Annotated in this window: 16 protein-coding genes; 6 read left to right on the top strand and 10 right to left on the bottom strand. The window is 69.7% G+C overall.

From position 1 onward, the window contains the following. Nucleotides 1-15 precede the first annotated feature (15 nt). Together J3S89_RS09825 and J3S89_RS09820 are read right to left on the bottom strand one after the other, a co-directional pair. On the bottom strand, nt 16-1149 hold the full coding sequence (locus J3S89_RS09825) for a two-component system sensor histidine kinase NtrB (RefSeq protein WP_217927329.1): 1134 nt from the start codon (nt 1147-1149) through the stop codon (nt 16-18). Continuing rightward, the gene (locus J3S89_RS09820) at nt 1146-2099 is read right to left on the bottom strand and encodes a tRNA dihydrouridine synthase (protein WP_230488981.1); all 954 of its coding nucleotides are present in this window, start codon (nt 2097-2099) and stop codon (nt 1146-1148) included. Before J3S89_RS09820 ends, J3S89_RS09825 begins: the two co-directional genes overlap by 4 nt. 331 nt (nt 2100-2430) lie before the next feature. Between J3S89_RS09820 and J3S89_RS09815 the strand changes: the two genes are divergently transcribed. Together J3S89_RS09815 and J3S89_RS09810 are read left to right on the top strand one after the other, a co-directional pair. Next, on the top strand, nt 2431-3630 hold the full coding sequence (locus tag J3S89_RS09815; protein ID WP_217927326.1) for a bifunctional 2-C-methyl-D-erythritol 4-phosphate cytidylyltransferase/2-C-methyl-D-erythritol 2,4-cyclodiphosphate synthase: 1200 nt from the start codon (nt 2431-2433) through the stop codon (nt 3628-3630). A 46-nt stretch (nt 3631-3676) separates the two neighbouring features. Continuing rightward, on the top strand, nt 3677-4177 hold the full coding sequence (locus tag J3S89_RS09810; RefSeq protein ID WP_217927325.1) for a CinA family protein: 501 nt from the start codon (nt 3677-3679) through the stop codon (nt 4175-4177). A gap of 12 nt (nt 4178-4189) precedes the next feature. On the opposite strand, the gene kdsA is transcribed toward J3S89_RS09810, so the two are convergent. From kdsA to secG, 5 genes are all read right to left on the bottom strand, one after another. Then, on the bottom strand, nt 4190-5020 hold the full coding sequence (kdsA, locus tag J3S89_RS09805; RefSeq protein WP_217927324.1) for a 3-deoxy-8-phosphooctulonate synthase: 831 nt from the start codon (nt 5018-5020) through the stop codon (nt 4190-4192). Nucleotides 5021-5049: 29 nt separating this feature from the next. Then, nucleotides 5050-5970, bottom strand: coding sequence for a VOC family protein (locus J3S89_RS09800; RefSeq protein ID WP_217927323.1), 921 nt, complete (start codon nt 5968-5970; stop codon nt 5050-5052). A 68-nt stretch (nt 5971-6038) separates the two neighbouring features. Further along, complete coding sequence (locus J3S89_RS09795) at nt 6039-6458, bottom strand: DUF350 domain-containing protein (RefSeq protein WP_217927322.1); 420 nt, start codon at nt 6456-6458, stop codon at nt 6039-6041. A 17-nt stretch (nt 6459-6475) separates the two neighbouring features. Beyond that, nucleotides 6476-8104, bottom strand: coding sequence for a CTP synthase (locus J3S89_RS09790; RefSeq protein ID WP_217927321.1), 1629 nt, complete (start codon nt 8102-8104; stop codon nt 6476-6478). Between the two features lie 164 nt (nt 8105-8268). After that, nucleotides 8269-8709 (bottom strand): preprotein translocase subunit SecG, encoded by a 441-nt coding sequence (secG, locus tag J3S89_RS09785; RefSeq protein ID WP_217927320.1) that lies wholly within the window; start codon nt 8707-8709, stop codon nt 8269-8271. A gap of 298 nt (nt 8710-9007) precedes the next feature. Between secG and J3S89_RS09780 the strand changes: the two genes are divergently transcribed. Continuing rightward, entirely contained in the window at nt 9008-9406 is a 399-nt protein-coding gene (locus J3S89_RS09780; protein WP_217927319.1) for a DoxX family protein, read from the top strand. Between the two features lie 106 nt (nt 9407-9512). Here the strand turns inward: J3S89_RS09780 and tpiA are convergent, their stop codons facing one another. After that, nucleotides 9513-10253 carry a triose-phosphate isomerase gene (gene tpiA / locus J3S89_RS09775; RefSeq protein ID WP_217927318.1) on the bottom strand — a complete coding sequence of 247 codons (741 nt, stop codon included), beginning with the start codon at nt 10251-10253 and terminating at the stop codon, nt 9513-9515. A 126-nt stretch (nt 10254-10379) separates the two neighbouring features. Then, on the bottom strand, nt 10380-10877 hold the full coding sequence (locus J3S89_RS09770) for a hypothetical protein (RefSeq protein ID WP_217927317.1): 498 nt from the start codon (nt 10875-10877) through the stop codon (nt 10380-10382). A gap of 237 nt (nt 10878-11114) precedes the next feature. On the opposite strand from J3S89_RS09770, the gene J3S89_RS09765 reads away from it, so the two are divergent. Then, nucleotides 11115-13010, top strand: coding sequence for a SurA N-terminal domain-containing protein (locus J3S89_RS09765; RefSeq protein ID WP_217927316.1), 1896 nt, complete (start codon nt 11115-11117; stop codon nt 13008-13010). Nucleotides 13011-13020: 10 nt separating this feature from the next. Next, on the top strand, nt 13021-14538 hold the full coding sequence (gene trpE / locus J3S89_RS09760) for an anthranilate synthase component I (RefSeq protein WP_217927315.1): 1518 nt from the start codon (nt 13021-13023) through the stop codon (nt 14536-14538). A 27-nt stretch (nt 14539-14565) separates the two neighbouring features. Here trpE and J3S89_RS09755 read toward each other — a convergent pair whose 3' ends face one another. Beyond that, nucleotides 14566-15396 carry a transglutaminase family protein gene (locus tag J3S89_RS09755; RefSeq protein WP_217927314.1) on the bottom strand — a complete coding sequence of 277 codons (831 nt, stop codon included), beginning with the start codon at nt 15394-15396 and terminating at the stop codon, nt 14566-14568. A gap of 195 nt (nt 15397-15591) precedes the next feature. Between J3S89_RS09755 and J3S89_RS09750 the strand changes: the two genes are divergently transcribed. After that, nucleotides 15592-16197: an anthranilate synthase component II gene (locus J3S89_RS09750; RefSeq protein ID WP_217927312.1), complete on the top strand. Its 606-nt coding sequence runs from the start codon at nt 15592-15594 to the stop codon at nt 16195-16197. Nucleotides 16198-16207: the final 10 nt, after the last annotated feature.

The following is a 16207-nucleotide window of genomic DNA, read 5'->3' as shown; positions in this document are numbered from 1 at the left end:
TCCTCGCCGGTTGGGTCAGGAGCCGAAGCTCATCTTGTCGCTCTGCGCTCGCGTGTAGGCGGGCATCAGGATGCGAAAGATGGTTCGACGCGGCTGGCTGTCGCATTCGACCACGCCACCGTGATCGCGCACGATCTTGGCGACGAGCGCCAGACCCAGGCCCGACCCGTTGGTCTTGGTGGTCACGAAGGGATCGAAGAGATGTTCCATCAGGTCGGACGGCACGCCCGGCCCGTTGTCCTTGACGCAGAATTCGAGCGGCAGGGTCACCTTGTCCTTGGACCCCGGCACCGACAGGCGCACGCCCGGCCGATAGGCCGTGGTCAGGACGATCTCGCCGTCGGGGGCGTCGCCGATCGCCTCGGCCGCGTTCTTGATCAGGTTCAGGAACACCTGCACCAACTGATCGCGGTTGGCGAAGACCGGCGGCAGCGACGGGTCGTATTCCTCGACGACGCGGATGTCGCGGGCGAAGCCGGTCTGGGCCAGCCGCTTCACGTGATCGAGCACCGTGTGGATGTTCACCGCCGAACGCTCGACCGGGCGCTCGTCGGAGAAGACCTCCATCCGGTCGACCAGCTTGACGATCCGGTCCGCCTCGTCGGTGATCAGGCGCGTCAGGGTCCGGTCCTCGTCGCTCGCCGACTGCTCGAGGAGCTGCGCCGCGCCGCGAATGCCGGAGAGCGGGTTCTTGATCTCGTGGGCGAGCATGGCGGCGAGGCCGGTCACGGTGCGCGCCGCGCCGCGATGGGTCAGCTGACGGTCGATCTTGTCGGCCATCGAGCGCTCCTGCAGCATCACCACGACGCAGTCGGGGCGATCGGACATGGGCGCGGCATAGATGTCGACCACCTTGTCGCCGGGCAGGCGCGGGCTCTCGATGTCGACCCGGTATTCGCTGACCGGCGCCTGACGCTCGCGCACCTGATCGATCAGCTCCAGCACCGGCGAGCCGAAGGGAATGAAATAGGAGATCATGTGGCGCCGCATGAACGGCGCGCTCGCCTGGAAGAAATGCTCGGCCGCGTCGTTGGCCGAGACGATTCGTCCGTTGGCGTCGACGCCGATCACCGGATGCGGCAGCGCATTCAGGACCGCGTTCGGCGTCGGCTCGCTCGCGGCCGAGGGACGGGGAGACGTGGAGGTCATGCGGCCCGCCTTTCCATGTCGTCGGTGAAGATCCGATCGACGAGATCGATCACGGCGCCGGGATCGGTCGCCGTCAGCAGCGCCTTGCGCGCTGCTTCGCTCACCGTGAGCCCGGCGTCGGCGACGGCCGCGTCGAGATACCAGGCGAGGTGCTTGCGCGCCGCCTTGAGGCCGACGCTCACGCCGTGATGGGCGATCATCGCCTCGTGATGCTCGACGACGAGATTGCGCAAGGCGCGCCCTCGCGGCGGCTCGATCGGCGCCTCGCCGCGCAGCGCCCGCCCGACCGCGCCGGGGAGCCACGGGCGCCCGCAGGCGGCGCGGCCGATCATCACCGCATCGGCGCCGGAGGCCGTCAGCGCCGCGCGCGCCGAGGCCTCGCCGTCGATGTCGCCGTTGACGACCAGCGGCACGTCGACCGCCTCGCGCACGGCCCGGACCGCCGCCCAATCGGCGGTGCCCTCGTAGAACTGATCGCGGGTGCGGCCGTGAACCGTCACCAGCTCGACGCCCTCGGCGACGGCGCGGCGGGCGAGTTCCGGCGCGTTCATGGTCTCGCGCGACCAGCCGAGCCGCATCTTCAGCGTCACCGGGATCGAGGCGGGAACGGCGGCGCGCACCGCGCGGATGATGTCGACCGCGAGATCGAGATCGCGCATCAGCGCCGAGCCCGACCAGCCCTGACAGACGCGCTTGGCCGGGCACCCCATGTTGAGATCGATCACGTCGGCGCCGGCCTCGACCGCCATCAGCGCCGCCCGCGCGGTCGGTCCGGGCTGGCGACCCGCCAGCTGCACGACATGGAGGCCGAGACCCTCGCCGGCGACGCGCACGGTCGCGTCGACGCCGCCGGTGGTGAGTTCATCGGAGGCCACCATCTCGGTCACCACGACGTCGCAGCCGAATCGCGCCGCGATCCGCCGGAACGGCAGATCGGTGATGCCGGACATCGGCGCCAGAAACACCGGCGACCGCAGACCTCGCCGGCCCGACGGGCCGGCTCCCGGCCAGGAGACGCGCGCCTCACGCGCGAACACACCGCCCGTCGTCCGGTTCTCGCTCATGCTCATTCGTTGGGCAAACTCGTTCATTGGTCACATAGATGGCAGAAAATCGGCCGAGAGCAAGAACCTCGTTGAAATTTCTCCCGGGGATCGACGTCGGCGGCTCTGGATATGGTGTATTTGCAGGCATGTCGATGGTAACGAGGGCGCCATGGCAATCGTCTCGGTCGCGTCCTCGGACCGTCGCCCGTTCCCCGTGTCCTCGTCCAGGTGGTCCATGCGCACAGCCGTCGTCATCGTCGCCGCCGGCAGCGGCAGCCGCGCCGCCCGCGACGGCGAGGCCCCCAAGCAATATCGCCGCCTCGTCGATCGACCCGTCCTCGCCCATACGATCGCGGCCTTTCTCGATCATCCGGCGGTCGACGCGGTCGTGGTGGCGATCCATCCCGACCACGCGTCGCCCTATGGCGAGGCCGTCGCCGTCTTCGGCGCCGATCAGCGCCTCCTCGCGCCCGTTCCCGGCGGCGCCACGCGGCAGTCGTCGGTGCGGGCCGGGCTCGCGGCGCTGGCGGCGCATGCGCCCGATCGGGTGCTGGTCCACGATGCCGCGCGGCCCTTCGTCACGGCCGAGGTGATCGATCGCACGCTCGCCGGGCTCGACGCGGCGGACGGGACGCTCGCGGCGGTCGCGATCGTCGACACGCTGAAGCGTGTCGATGCCGAGGCGCGCATCGTCGAGACGATCCCGCGCGAGCGCGTCCATGCCGCGCAGACGCCGCAGGGGTTCCGCTTCGCCGCCCTCGCGGAGGCCCACGCCCGCGCCGCCGCCGCCGGGCGCGACGACTTCACCGACGACGCGGCGGTCGCGGAATGGGCCGGGCTCGACGTCCGCGTCGTCGCCGGCGACCCGGCCAACGTCAAACTGACCACCAACGCCGATTTCGAGATCGCCGAGGCCCGTATGACCCTCGATCGCTTCGCCCGCCTCGCCGACGTCCGCGTCGGCTCCGGCTACGACGTCCACGCACTCGTTCCCGGCGATCACGTCACGCTGTGCGGGGTCGAGATCCCTCACGTCGCCCGTCTCGACGGCCATTCGGATGCCGACGTGGCGCTGCACGCGCTGACCGACGCGATCCTCGGCGCGCTCGGCGACGGCGACATCGGCGCCCATTTCCCGCCGTCGGATCCGCAGTGGCGCGGGTGCGACAGCGTCGTCTTCCTGAAGGACGCGCTGGCGCGGCTCGCGGCGCGTGGCGGCATGCTCGCCCACGCCGACGTCACCATCGTCGCCGAGGCGCCGAAGATCGGTCCCCATCGCGAGCACATGCGGGTCCGTCTCGCCGAGATCTGCGACTGCGCACTCGACCGGATCGCGGTGAAGGCGACCACCAACGAGAAGCTGGGTTTCGTCGGGCGCAACGAGGGGATCGCCGTCCTCGCCACGGCGACGATCCGGCTGCCCCTTCGCGGGTGAGCGCCTCGGCGCGTCACCGATCCCTCCCAGATTCGAGGAGACGATCATGCTCGATCTCACCCCACGGCTCGACCGGGCGCGCCGCGTCGTCGAACGGGCGACCGCCGCCGGCCTGATGATCGCCACCGCCGAATCCTGCACCGGCGGCCTCGTCGCCGCGCTGCTCACCAGCATTCCCGGCTCCTCGGCCGTGGTCGATCGCGGCTTCGTCACCTACACCAACGAGGCCAAGACCGAGATGCTCGGGGTGCCGCGCGATCTGCTCGCGCGGGTCGGGGCGGTCTCGGCTGAAGTGGCGCTGGCGATGGCGGAGGGGGCGATCGCCCATTCGCGCGCCGATCTCGCGGTCTCGATCACCGGGATCGCCGGCCCGGGCGGCGGCAGCGCGGCGAAGCCGGTCGGGCTCGTCCATTTCGCGGCCGTCCGCCGTGCCGGTCCGAGCCTCGCGCACGAGGCCCGCTTCGGCGACCTCGGCCGCGACGCGATCCGGCTCGCCGCCGCCGAGACCGCGCTCGATCTCCTCGAGCGGTTGCTCGACGCCGGCTGAGCCTCTCGCCGATCAGTCGGCCTTGGCGACCCGATCGAAGGCCTGGAGGCGGGCGAGCAGCGCCGGCATCTCGGCCAAGGGCACCATGTTGGGTCCGTCGGAGGGGGCGCGGTCGGGATCCTCGTGGGTCTCGATGAAGAGGCCGGCGACGCCGACCGCCACCGCCGCCCGCGCCAAGACCGCGACGAAGCGCCGTTCGCCACCCGAGGACGTCCCCTGCCCGCCCGGCTGCTGCACCGAATGGGTCGCGTCGAAGATCACCGGCGCGCCGGTCTCCGCCATGATCGGCAGCGAGCGCATGTCCGAGACGAGCGTGTTGTAGCCGAAGGAGGCGCCGCGCTCGGTGAGGAGCACATTCGCATTGCCCGCGCCGGTCAGCTTGGCGACCACGTTCTTCATGTCCCAGGGGGCGAGGAACTGGCCCTTCTTGACGTTGATCACGCGCCCCGTCGCCGCCGCCGCCAGGAGGAGGTCGGTCTGGCGGCAGAGGAAGGCCGGGATCTGCAGGATGTCGACCACTTCGGCGACCGGCGCGCATTGGCCGGCGTCGTGGACGTCGGTCAGGACCGGCAGGCCCAGGCTCTCGCGGATCTCGGCGAAGACCGGCAAGGCGCCGGCGAGCCCGACCCCACGCGCGGCGCTCGCCGAGGTGCGGTTCGCCTTGTCGAACGAGGTCTTGAAGACGAGGCCGATGCCAAGCTTCTCGGTCATCTCCTTCAGCGCCGCCGCCGTCTCCAGAGCATGCGCCCGGCTCTCCATCTGGCAGGGGCCGGCGATGAGCGAAAACGGCAGGTGATTGGCGAAGCGGACCGATCCGACGACGACTTCCCGGTTGGGCGACATGGGTCTTCCTCTCGTGCGTTGGTGCGGCCTCACGCCGTCTTCTCGAAGGCGATCGTCGCGCCGTGGATGCCGGTGACCACGAAGGCATCGGCCCGATCGGCGACGCTGAATCCTCCGGCGATCAGCTGGCTCGCGGTCTCGCCGAGGTCGGAGACCCCGAAGCGGAGCCCCGCGAAGGTCAGCCGTTCCGGCGTCACCGGCAGCGCGTCGGCGCCATAGCGCCAGCGGAAGGCCGTCGGGGTCGTCACCTCGATCGATCCGCGCGGGGTCGGGATCACCAGCCCGGCGCCGGTCGCGTGGAAATCGCGCACGCCGGCGAAGGCGGAGAGGCCCTCGTGAAAATCCGAGGGATCGGGCGCCACGAGCACGACCGCGTCGAGGCGCTTCGCCGTGTTGGGGTGGCGCTGGTATTCGGTTCGCCAGAAGGCCTCGGGAAAGCGCTGGCGGCAGGTGAAGAGCCCGAGATCGAGGCTGCCGTGATCCCCTTCGCCGGTGAAGCCGGTGAAGGCGAGATCGAAGCCGACGCGACGCTCCTCGCCCTCCGGGGAGATCGCCATGCGCTCGAAGCCGAAGGGCGCCCAGGTCGCGAGGCCGGCCTTGGCGAAGATCGCCCGATCGACGGCGGTGTCCCGGCTCTCGAGCGCCAGCATCGACAGGCCGTCGCCATGGGCGGCGAGGAAGTCGCGGTTGAAGGCGCCGAAGGAGAAGGCACCGGCGCGCGGGGCCTCGATGTCGGCGCCCTCGCCGATGGCGAGAAGCTCGATGAAGGATCCGTCGAGCTGGACCAGGCGGTTCTCGGTGCCCCAGGGGTGGCGTGCGCGCGGCGTGACGAGAAAGCCGAGCCGCTCCCAGGTCGCCGCCGCCGCGTCGAGATCGCCGACCGCCGCCACGACGTGATCGAGGCCGCGCCCCGACGGAAGCGACCTTACGGAATGCACTGTCTCGGTCATCGAAAACTCCCCGTCGTCACGCCCGGCCGTCTCCGCGAGGGACGGCGGCGGTGCGCCCCGGTCGCCGGTCACACCGCCATCGCGGCGGCGTCGACGATGCCGCCGGCGAGCGAGGCCGCGCCCAGCAGAATGCCGGCCGCCACCTCGCCGCGATCGATCCGGGCGGAGACGTCGCGCAGCATCAGCAGGCGGAAGAACCAGTAGATCACCACCTGAACGACGATCGCCACCACGCCCCACACCAGGAAGACCAGCAGCGTCGCCGAATGCTGCGCCGCCACCGCCAGCGGCAGCGTGTAGCCGATCAACGACCCGGCGAAGGCGATCGCCGCCGCCGGGTTGTTGCGCTTGATCTGGCCCAGTTCGTCGTGCGCCGTCGCCAGCATGTAGATCGCCGCGTAGATCGCGATCAGCCCGAGCGACAGGCCGACGTAGATCAGGAACGGCGCGAGGCCCGCGAGACTGTCGGTGAGCGGCGTCCAGTCCATCAGGGTCTCCTCGCGGGTCACACCAGCCGGCTCTGCACCTTGGCGGCGGCGATGAACGACGTGAACAGGGGATGCGGCTCGAACGGCCGGCTCTTCAGCTCGGGGTGATACTGCACGCCGATGAACCAGGGATGATCGGCGATCTCCACCGTCTCCGGCAGTTCGCCGTTGGGCGACATGCCGGCGAAGTGCAGGCCGGCCGCCTCGAGCGCGTCGCGATAGGCGACGTTGACCTCGTAGCGGTGGCGGTGACGCTCGGAGATCTCGGTCTTGCCGTAGATCCCGGCGATCTTCGAGCCCGGCTCGAGCCGCGCCTCGTAGGCGCCGAGGCGCATGGTGCCGCCGAGGTCGCCGCCCTCGGCGCGGGTGTGCAGCTCGTTGCCCTTGACCCATTCGGTCAGGAGGCCGACCACCGGCGCCTGGCAGGGGCCGAATTCGGTGGAATTGGCGCCCTCGATGCCGGCGAGATTGCGCGCCGCCTCGATCACCGCCATCTGCATGCCGAAGCAGATGCCGAAATAGGGCACCTTGGCGCGGCGCGCCCAGGAGGCCGCGCGGATCTTGCCCTCGGTGCCGCGCTTGCCGAAGCCGCCGGGAACGAGAATACCCTGGACGTGCTCGAGATAGGGCGCGGGATCCTCCTTCTCGAAGATCTCGGCGTCGACCCAGTCGAGATTGACCTTGACCCGGTTGGCGATGCCGCCGTGGGTCAGAGCCTCGATCAGCGACTTGTAGGCGTCCTTGAGCTCGGTGTACTTGCCGACGATGGCGATGGTGACCTCGCCCTCCGGATTGTGGATCCGGTCGGAGATCTCGCGCCACATCGAGACGTTCGGTTCCGGCGCCACGTCGATGCCGAAGGCGGCGAGGACCTCGTTGTCGAGACCCTCGGCGTGATAGGCGATCGGCACGTCGTAGATCGACTTGACGTCGAGGGCCTGGATCACCGCGCTCGGGCGCACGTTGCAGAAGAGCGAGAGCTTGCGCCGCTCGTTCTCCGGGATCGGCCGGTCGGCGCGCACCAGGAGGATGTCCGGGGCGATGCCGATCGAGCGCAACTCCTTGACCGAGTGCTGCGTCGGCTTGGTCTTCAATTCGCCCGCCGAGGGGATGTAGGGCATCAGCGTCAGGTGGACGTAGACCGCGTGGTTGCGCGGCAGGTCGTTGCCGAGCTGGCGGATCGCCTCGAAGAACGGCAGGCCCTCGATGTCGCCGACGGTGCCGCCGACCTCGGTCAGGACGAAGTCGTAGCCTTCGTTGCCGGAGGAGACGAATTCCTTGATCGCGTCGGTGACGTGCGGGATCACCTGGACGGTGCCACCGAGGTAGTCGCCGCGGCGCTCCTTGGTGATGATGTCCTGGTAGATCTTGCCGGTCGTGATGTTGTCCTGCTTGTTGGCGGGACGGCCGGTGAAGCGCTCGTAGTGGCCGAGATCGAGGTCGGTCTCGGCGCCGTCGTCGGTCACGAAACATTCGCCGTGCTGATACGGAGACATCGTCCCCGGATCGACGTTGAGATAGGGGTCCAGCTTGCGGAGCCGAACCTTGTAGCCGCGTGCCTGAAGAAGCGCTCCGAGGGCCGCAGACGCAAGCCCCTTGCCGAGCGAAGACACCACGCCGCCGGTGATGAAAACGTACCGCGCCATGGGATTCGACCATATCTCGGTCGCCGGCCGATTCGAAAGAGCGAAACGGCGAGCGGTGACGGTGTCCACGGAAAGGTCGAACGACCCCTCCAACGAATGCGGGACCGGAGAGCGTCAGCCGCCACCCGGTCCCGGGAAATCTCTCGAGGCCCGAAGGCGCGAGATCACTGGCCCGCGGGCTTGGGCGCGGCCGGCGCCGCCGGAGCCGGAGCGGCGGGCGCGGCCGGAGCCGCGGGCGCCGTCTGCGAGCCCTTCTGCATCTGCTGCAGCTGGTCGAGGATGCCGCCGCCGGTGCCGGCCGGAGCGGCGGGCGCCGTCGGGGCCGCGGGAGCGGCGGTGCCGGCCGGGGCCGGACCATCGAGGATCGACGACGGACGATCGCCCTGACGGCCCGCGAGGATGGCCAGGATCAGCGAAGTCGCGAAGAACGCGGCGCCGAGAATCGCCGTGGTGCGGGTCAGTACGTTGGCGGTGCCGCGCGAGCCCATGAGGCCGCCGCCGCCGCCACCCATGCCGAGGGCGCCGCCTTCCGACTTCTGCAGGAGCACGACGCCGACCAGCGCCAGCACCAGCATCAGATGTACAACGATGATGACGGTTTCCATCGATCCCGACCAGATTGAGAAACGAACCGAACGGCGCCGGAGTTGCTCCCCCGCGCCGCTTTCGCGATGCGTCTTACACGATCGTGACGGCGGACGCCAGTGACCGAGAGCGGTCGCGGCGATGGCGCGCGTCCCTCGGACAGGGAACGACGGCGAAGATCGGGCCGGGATTGTTCACGCTACGGCGACATTGCGTCGTCGCACGGCGGTCTCGTGCGAACCGTTCGCGACAGGCACAGTGGGGCTCACGAGTTGCGGCGCCGCCGCTCCCCCTCGCTCGAAACCCGGAGTTCCCCCGATGTCTCTCGCCTCGACCCTCACCCCGCATGCCCCCAAGGCGCTCGCCGTGCTGCGCATCGCCACCGCGCTGGTGTTCCTCGCCCACGGCACCGCCAAGTTCTTCGCCATCCCGCACGTCGCCATGTTCGACGGGATGCCGGTCTTCTCGATCTACGGTCTCGCCGGCGTGCTGGAGGTCGTCGGGTCGCTTCTGTTGATCGTCGGTCTCTTCGTGAGGCCGACCGCCTTCGTCCTCTCCGGCTTCATGGCGGTCGCCTATTTCATGGCGCATGCGCCGAAGAGCTTCTTCCCGATCCTGAACGGCGGCGACAGCGCGATCCAGTTCTGCTTCGTCTTCCTCTACTTCGTCTTCGCCGGCGGCGGCGCCTGGACGCTCGACGGCAAGCGCGGCGCCTGATCGCGCGCCCGTCCCGACGTCTCCTCCCGGACCTCATCCCCTGAAACGCGAAACGGCGGCTCCTCGCGGAGCCGCCGTTTCCGATTCGCGCCGACGTCGCGAGAGATCAGAGATAGGCCGAGGCGATCGCCAGGAAGTCGGCCGCCTTGAGCGAGGCGCCGCCGACCAGCGCGCCGTTCACGTCCGCGACCGACAGGAGTTCCTCGGCGTTCGACGGCTTGACGGAGCCGCCGTAGAGGATGCGCACGCCGGCGCCGTCGGCCCCGTAGAGCCCGACCAGCTTCTCGCGGATGAAGCCGTGGACTTCCGCCACGTCCTCGAGCGTCGGGACGAGGCCGGTGCCGATCGCCCAGACCGGCTCGTAGGCGACGACCAGCGTGGAGCCGTTCAGACCCGCCGGCAGCGAGCCGAGCACCTGGGTGCCGACGACGTCGAGGGTCTTGCCGCCCTTGCGCTCGGCTTCGGTCTCGCCGACGCAGACGATCGCCACCAGCCCGGCGCGGACCGCCGCCTCGGCCTTGGCCTTGACGATCGCGTCGGTCTCGCCGTGGTCGGTGCGCCGCTCGGAATGGCCGACGATGACGGCGCTCGCGCCGGCATCCTTCAGCATTTCCGCCGCGATGTCGCCGGTATGGGCGCCGGAGACCTTGGCGTGGCAGTCCTGGCCGCCGACCGGGATCGGTCCGCCGACGCTCGCCAGCGCCGAGACCAGGGTCGCCGGCGGGCAGATCATGAGATCGACCTTCGCGGCGAGATCGGCGCCGTAGCCGGCGATCATCGCCTCGAATTCGGCGACGGAGGCTCTGAGCCCGTTCATCTTCCAGTTTCCGGCGACGAGCGGCTTCATGGCGTTCTCCTCTGATCTCGGGACGATGTCGCGACCGGGCCCACGGGCCCTCTCGGTGGCGATCGGTAGCAGATCGCGGGAGCGCCTCGCAACGGCCGCGACGGCGTCTCTTCGTCCGACGGGACACTACGGATGCGCCGCCGCCCGCCGCCGCCGCTCCATCGCCTGGGCCAGTTCCTCCGGGGCGAGGCCGTAGCTGTCGGTGAAGGTGTGGATGCCGAGCGTCGGGTCGCGGGGCAGGCCGGGGATCAGGCCGATGTCGGCGCCCTCGACCAGATGCACCGCCACCGTCGCCCCGGCCCAGCCCTCGCCGGCCTCGACCGAGGCGACCTTCGACCAGGGCACGAACCCGCCCAGCACCCCCATGACGCGGACGCGGAATCCGTCCTCGCGCAGCACCAGCGCGTTGGCGAAGGGCATCACCGAGACCACGGCGAGACCGACCGCGATCCACATCACCCCGACCATCACGCCCGTCAGCCAGGGGGTGGCGCCGTCGCGCTCGATGATCGAAAGGGTGGTCGCGGCGACCGCGATGCCGACGGCGATGCCGAGCATCGGGACACGGCGAATGTCGACGGCGTCGAGGCGAACCCTCGGCGCGGTGAGGTCGATCGGCGTCATGGTGGTCCTCCCGGCACGAATCGCTCCCTCTCGCGCCGCCGTCATTGTGGACCGACCGTACGCCACGGCAATCGCCTCGTCGGGCGCTCGGCGGCGGCGGAGGCGCCGTGCGCGGAGCACTTTCGATCTCACGCGAACGCGCCTTGCCTCGGCCGAGGTCCGTTCCTATGATCCGCGCCGCCCGCGCCGGGGGTCGTCCCGGCAGATCGATCACGCTCCCACGGGACCCCTCCCCCCATGCTCGACGTTCTGCGCCGCGGCGCCTCCACCTGGATCTCCAAGCTTCTGCTCGGCCTTCTCATCGTCTCCTTCGGCGTGTGGGGCATCGCCGACGTGTTCCGCGGGTTCGGATCGAACACCGCCTACAAGGTCGGATCGCACGAGATCGGGGTGATCGAACTCGACCAGACCTATCAGCGCGAACTGCAGCAGCTGTCGCGTCGCATCGGCCGCCCCTTCAACAAGGAGGAGGCGCTGAAGACGGGCGTGTCGAATCAGATCCTGTCGAAGGTGGTCACCGACGCGACCATCGCCGAGGCGGCCCATCTGCTCGGGCTCGGCATCTCCGACGACACCATTCGCGCGGAGATCCTCAAGGATCCGAACTTCAAGGGGGCGAACGGCGCCTTCGACCGCAATCGCTTCGTCGATCTCCTGCGGTCCAACGGCTGGAGCGAGGACATGTACGTGGTCCGCCGCCGCGCCGATGTGCTGCGCGCCCAGTTGATGGACGCGCTGGTCGGCGGTCAGGCCGCGCCGACGGCCCTGGTCGAGGCGGTCGACCAGTACCGCAACGAGAGCCGCACGGTGAAATACGTCACCCTGTCGGCGGCGAGCCTCGGCGACATCGCCGCGCCCTCCGAGGCGGATCTCGACACCTTCTTCAAGGAGCGCGCCCGCGCCTTCCGCGCGCCCGAGCGCCGCACCATCACCGCGTTGATCCTCGATCCCGCCGCGATCGCGCGCGCCGAGGACGTGACCGACGACGACGCCAAGGCCGAGTACGACCGGCTGAAGGCGACCTACACCACGCCGGAGAAGCGCCGCGTGCTCCAGATTGCCGTGCCGGACGAGGCGGCCGGCGCCGCCGTGCTCGACGACGTGAAGGCCGGCCAGAGCTTCGAGGCGATCGCCACGGCGCGCGGCCTCAAGACCGAGGACATCGATCTCGGCCTGATGGCGGAGAAGGACTTCCTCGACCCCGAGGTCGCCAAGGCGGCCTTCGCGATCCCCGCCGTCGGCGAGGTGTCGCCGGTCGTGAAGGGCCGGCTCGGCTCCGTCGTTCTGAAGCTCGCCGAGGTCGCGCCGGGGTCGGTCGAGACCTTCGCCGAGGTCGCGCCGGCGCTGAAGAAGGAGATCGCCGCCAAGCGCGCCGAGGGGGATCTCCTGTCGCGTCACGATCAGGTCGAGGACGCCCTCGCGGGCGGCGCCAAGCTGACCGAGGTCGCCACCCGCCTGTCGCTGAAGACCATCGACTTCGTCCGCGTCGATCAGGCCGGTAAGCCGCTCGACGGCCCGAAGCCGACCGGCATCGCCAAATACGACGAGATGATCAAGGGCGCCTTCGAGAGCGACATCGGCGTCGAGAACGACCCGATCGATCTCGGTGGCCACGGCTTCATGTGGTACGCCGTGACCTCGATCGATCCGGCCCGCGATCAGACGCTCGCCGAGGTGCACGACCGCGTGCTCGCCGCCTGGAAGGCGGAGGAGACCGCCCGCCGCCTCGCCGCGACCGCCAAGGGCCTGACCGAGCGTCTCGGCAAGGGCGAGGCCTTCGACGAGGTCGCGAAGTCGGCCGGGCTCGAGGTCAAGACCTCAGCCGCCTTCAAGCGCGAGGACAAGGTCGAGGGTCTCTCGGCCGCCGCCGTCGTCGCCGCCTTCTCCGGCCCGGAGGGGCATTTCGCCTCGGTGCCGAGCGAGACCGGCGACACGGTGCTGCTCCAGGTGGAGAGCGTCACGCCGGCGGTCTTCTTCGCCGAGACCGACGACGCCAAGGCGAGCGCCGATCAGCTCGGCGGCTCGATCCGGAACTCGCTGCTCGAGACGTGGCTGACGCTCGAGCAGAAGGACATCGGGGTCACCGGCAACCGTGCCGTGATCGACCGCGTCACCGGCCACGCCCGCGACTGAGGACGATCCCATGCGCATCGAACCCTCGCTCGAGGACTTCTCGACCCTCTACGACGCCGGCTCGCCGACCGTGGTGTGGACCACGCTGGTCGGCGATCTCGAGACGCCGGTCTCGGCCTATGTGAAGATCGCCGGGGGACGCGACCATTGCATCCTGCTGGAATCGGTCGAGGGGGGAGCGGTGCGCGGCCGCTGGTCGATGATCGCCTTCGATCCCGACCTCGTCTTCCGCGCCTTCGGTGAAAGGGGCGAGATCAACCGCCGCTTCGCCACCGACCGCGCCGCCTTCGAGCCGGTCGAGGGGCGCGCGCTCGATGCGCTGCGGACCCTGGTCCACGCCAACGAATTTCCGATGCCCGAGGGGTTGCCGCCGATGTCGGCCGGCATGTTCGGCTATCTCGGTTACGACATGGTCCGCCAGATGGAAGAGATCGGCGAGCCGAACCCGGACGTCCTCAACCTTCCCGACGCCATTCTGGTGCGTCCGCGCACCGAGCTGGTGTTCGACGGCGTCAAGGACGAAATCTGGGTGGTCACCCGGGTCCATCCCGAGCCCGGTGTCTCGGCGGCGCAGGCGCATGCGCGGGCGGTCGAGCGCATCACCTCGGTGATCGACGCCCTCGATCGGCCGGTCGACAAGAGCGCCTATGAGATCGGCGACGTCGGCCTCGACGTGCCGATGGTCTCCAACACCACGGCCGAGGAATACGGCGCCATGGTCGAGCGCTCGAAGGAGTACATCAAGGCCGGCGACATCTTCCAGGTGGTGCTGTCGCAGCGCTTCGAGGCGCCCTTCACCCTGCCGCCCTTCGCGCTCTATCGGGCGCTGCGGCGGGTCAATCCGGCGCCGTTCCTCTATTTCCTCGATTTCGGCGACTTCTGCGTCGCCGGTTCGAGCCCGGAGATCCTGGTGCGCGTGCGCGACGGCGAGGTGACGATCCGCCCGATCGCCGGCACCCGCCCCCGGGGCAAGACCCCGGCCGAGGACAAGGCCAACGCGTCCGATCTCCTCGCCGATCCCAAGGAACTGTCGGAACACCTGATGCTGCTCGACCTCGGCCGCAACGACGTCGGCCGCGTCGCCTCGATCGGCACGGTCAAGGTCACCGACAAGTTCTTCCTGGAATACTATTCCCAGGTGATGCACATCGTCTCCAACGTGGTGGGGCGGCTCGATCCGAGCCACGACGCCCTCGACGCGCTCGCCGCCGGCTTCCCGGCCGGCACGGTCTCGGGCGCACCCAAGGTGCGCGCGATGGAGATCATCGACGAGTTGGAGAAGGAGAAGCGCGGTCTCTACGCCGGTTGCGTCGGCTATTTCTCCGCCGACGGGGCTATGGACACCTGCATCGCGCTCAGAACCGCCATCGTCAAGGACGGCAAGATGTACGTCCAGGCCGGCGCCGGCATCGTCGCGGATTCGGTGCCCGCCTCCGAACAGGCCGAATGCGTCAACAAGGCCAAGGCCTTGTTCCGCGCGGCCGAGGAAGCCGTGCGCTTCGCCAGCGGCGCGAAACGCGGGCAGTGAGAGCGGGTCGGCGCGCCGGCTCTGGCCTCACTCCTCCGCTTCGATGCGCACCACGTAGTCGAGCGTCGACGTCACGCCGTCGCCCCAGAAGCCGCCCTCGAGGGGCATCGTTCCGACCTGATCGGGCGCCGCGCAGAGCGCGACGTGGCCGTCCTCGACCTCGAGCCCGTGGGTCGGATCGTAGCCGCGCCAGCCGAGGCCGGGCAGATGCACCTCCGGCCAGGCGTGGAGATGGCGGCCGCCGTCGGCGGTCTCGGCGCGGGCCTGATAGCCGCTGACGAAACGGGCGGGAATGCCGAGCGCGCGCGCCGCCGCGATGAAGAGCATCGCCGTGTCGCGACAGGCCCCCGCCCCGGTCGCCAGCGTCACCGCCGGCGCCTGGGCGAATCCGCCGTGGCGGATGTGATGGCGGGTGCGGTCGTGGAGGGTGCGGTTCAGCCGTGTGAGGAAGCCCCGCGCCGACCAGCCGCTCGCCTCGGCGAGATCGCGGGCGAAGGACTTCACCGTCGGGTCGATCGCGCTCTCGGCGTCGAGATAGACCGTCAGGTCCGCGTCGAGCGCGTTCCACGGCAGATCGGGTGTCGCGAAACCGTCGAGGGGGGGCGGGGCGGCGGTCTCCAGATCGAACGTGCTGTCGATACAGAGCTGCGTGCTCGTGCCCTCGAACTCGAGTTCGGTGACGGGATTGCCGAAGCGATCGACCACCTCGCGCCACCCGACCGGCTCGGGGGCGACGATGAGGCTGCGCGAGAGCACGGTGATGCCGTCGCCGCGCGGATTGAACCGCAGCAGATGGGGGCCGAGGCGCACCGGCGCCGAATAGCGATAGCGAGTTCTGTGATGGACGAGGAAACGCATGGCGGACCTCCGATCGGGACCGTCCATGGCGCAAAATATCACTTCGGCGGCGAAACGACGTCCGCAATCCGACCATTCCGGGGTTCTCGGTATGGGCAGTCGCGCCGGCGTCGCGGGCGCGAGGCGGAGCTCGCAGGTGACAAAGCCGCCCTCCCCCGCTATCTCTGACGCTCCATGCGCAAGAAGGCTCGGCCCATGTTTCTCGTCGTCGACAACTACGACAGCTTCACTTGGAACCTCGTGCACCTCATCGGCGAACAGGGTCCGGAGTTGAAGGTCGTGCGCAACGACAAGATCACGGTCGACGAGATCGCCGCGCTCGATCCCGAAGGCATCATCCTGTCGCCCGGCCCGTGCACGCCGACCGAGGCCGGGATCTGCCTGGAGACGATCCAGCGGCTCGGCCCGCGCATGCCGATCTTCGGCGTCTGCCTCGGTCATCAGGCGATCGGCCAGGCCTATGGCGGCAAGGTGATCCGCGCGCCGCATCTGATGCACGGCAAGACCAGCGTGATCCGCCACGACGGACGCGGCGTCTTCCGCGGTCTCAACGCCGACTTCACCGGCGCGCGCTATCACTCGCTGATCGTCGAGCGGTCGAGCCTGCCGTCCTGCCTCGTTCCCGTCGCCTCCTCCGACGACGGTCTGATCATGGGGATGATGCATGCGGTGGATCCCGTCCACGGCGTGCAGTTCCATCCCGAATCGATCGCCTCGGAGAACGGCGCCAAACTGGTGCGCAATTTCCTCGAGATCGCCCGCGGTTTCAACGACCGCCGCCGCGACCGCCGCGCCGCCTGACGTCCCCGGA

Source organism: Pinisolibacter aquiterrae, from assembly GCF_019160155.1.
Taxonomy (GTDB): domain Bacteria; phylum Pseudomonadota; class Alphaproteobacteria; order Rhizobiales; family Ancalomicrobiaceae; genus Pinisolibacter; species Pinisolibacter aquiterrae.
Note: the sequence above shows the minus strand (reverse complement) of the source record. Positions and strands in the feature narration are given on the sequence as shown.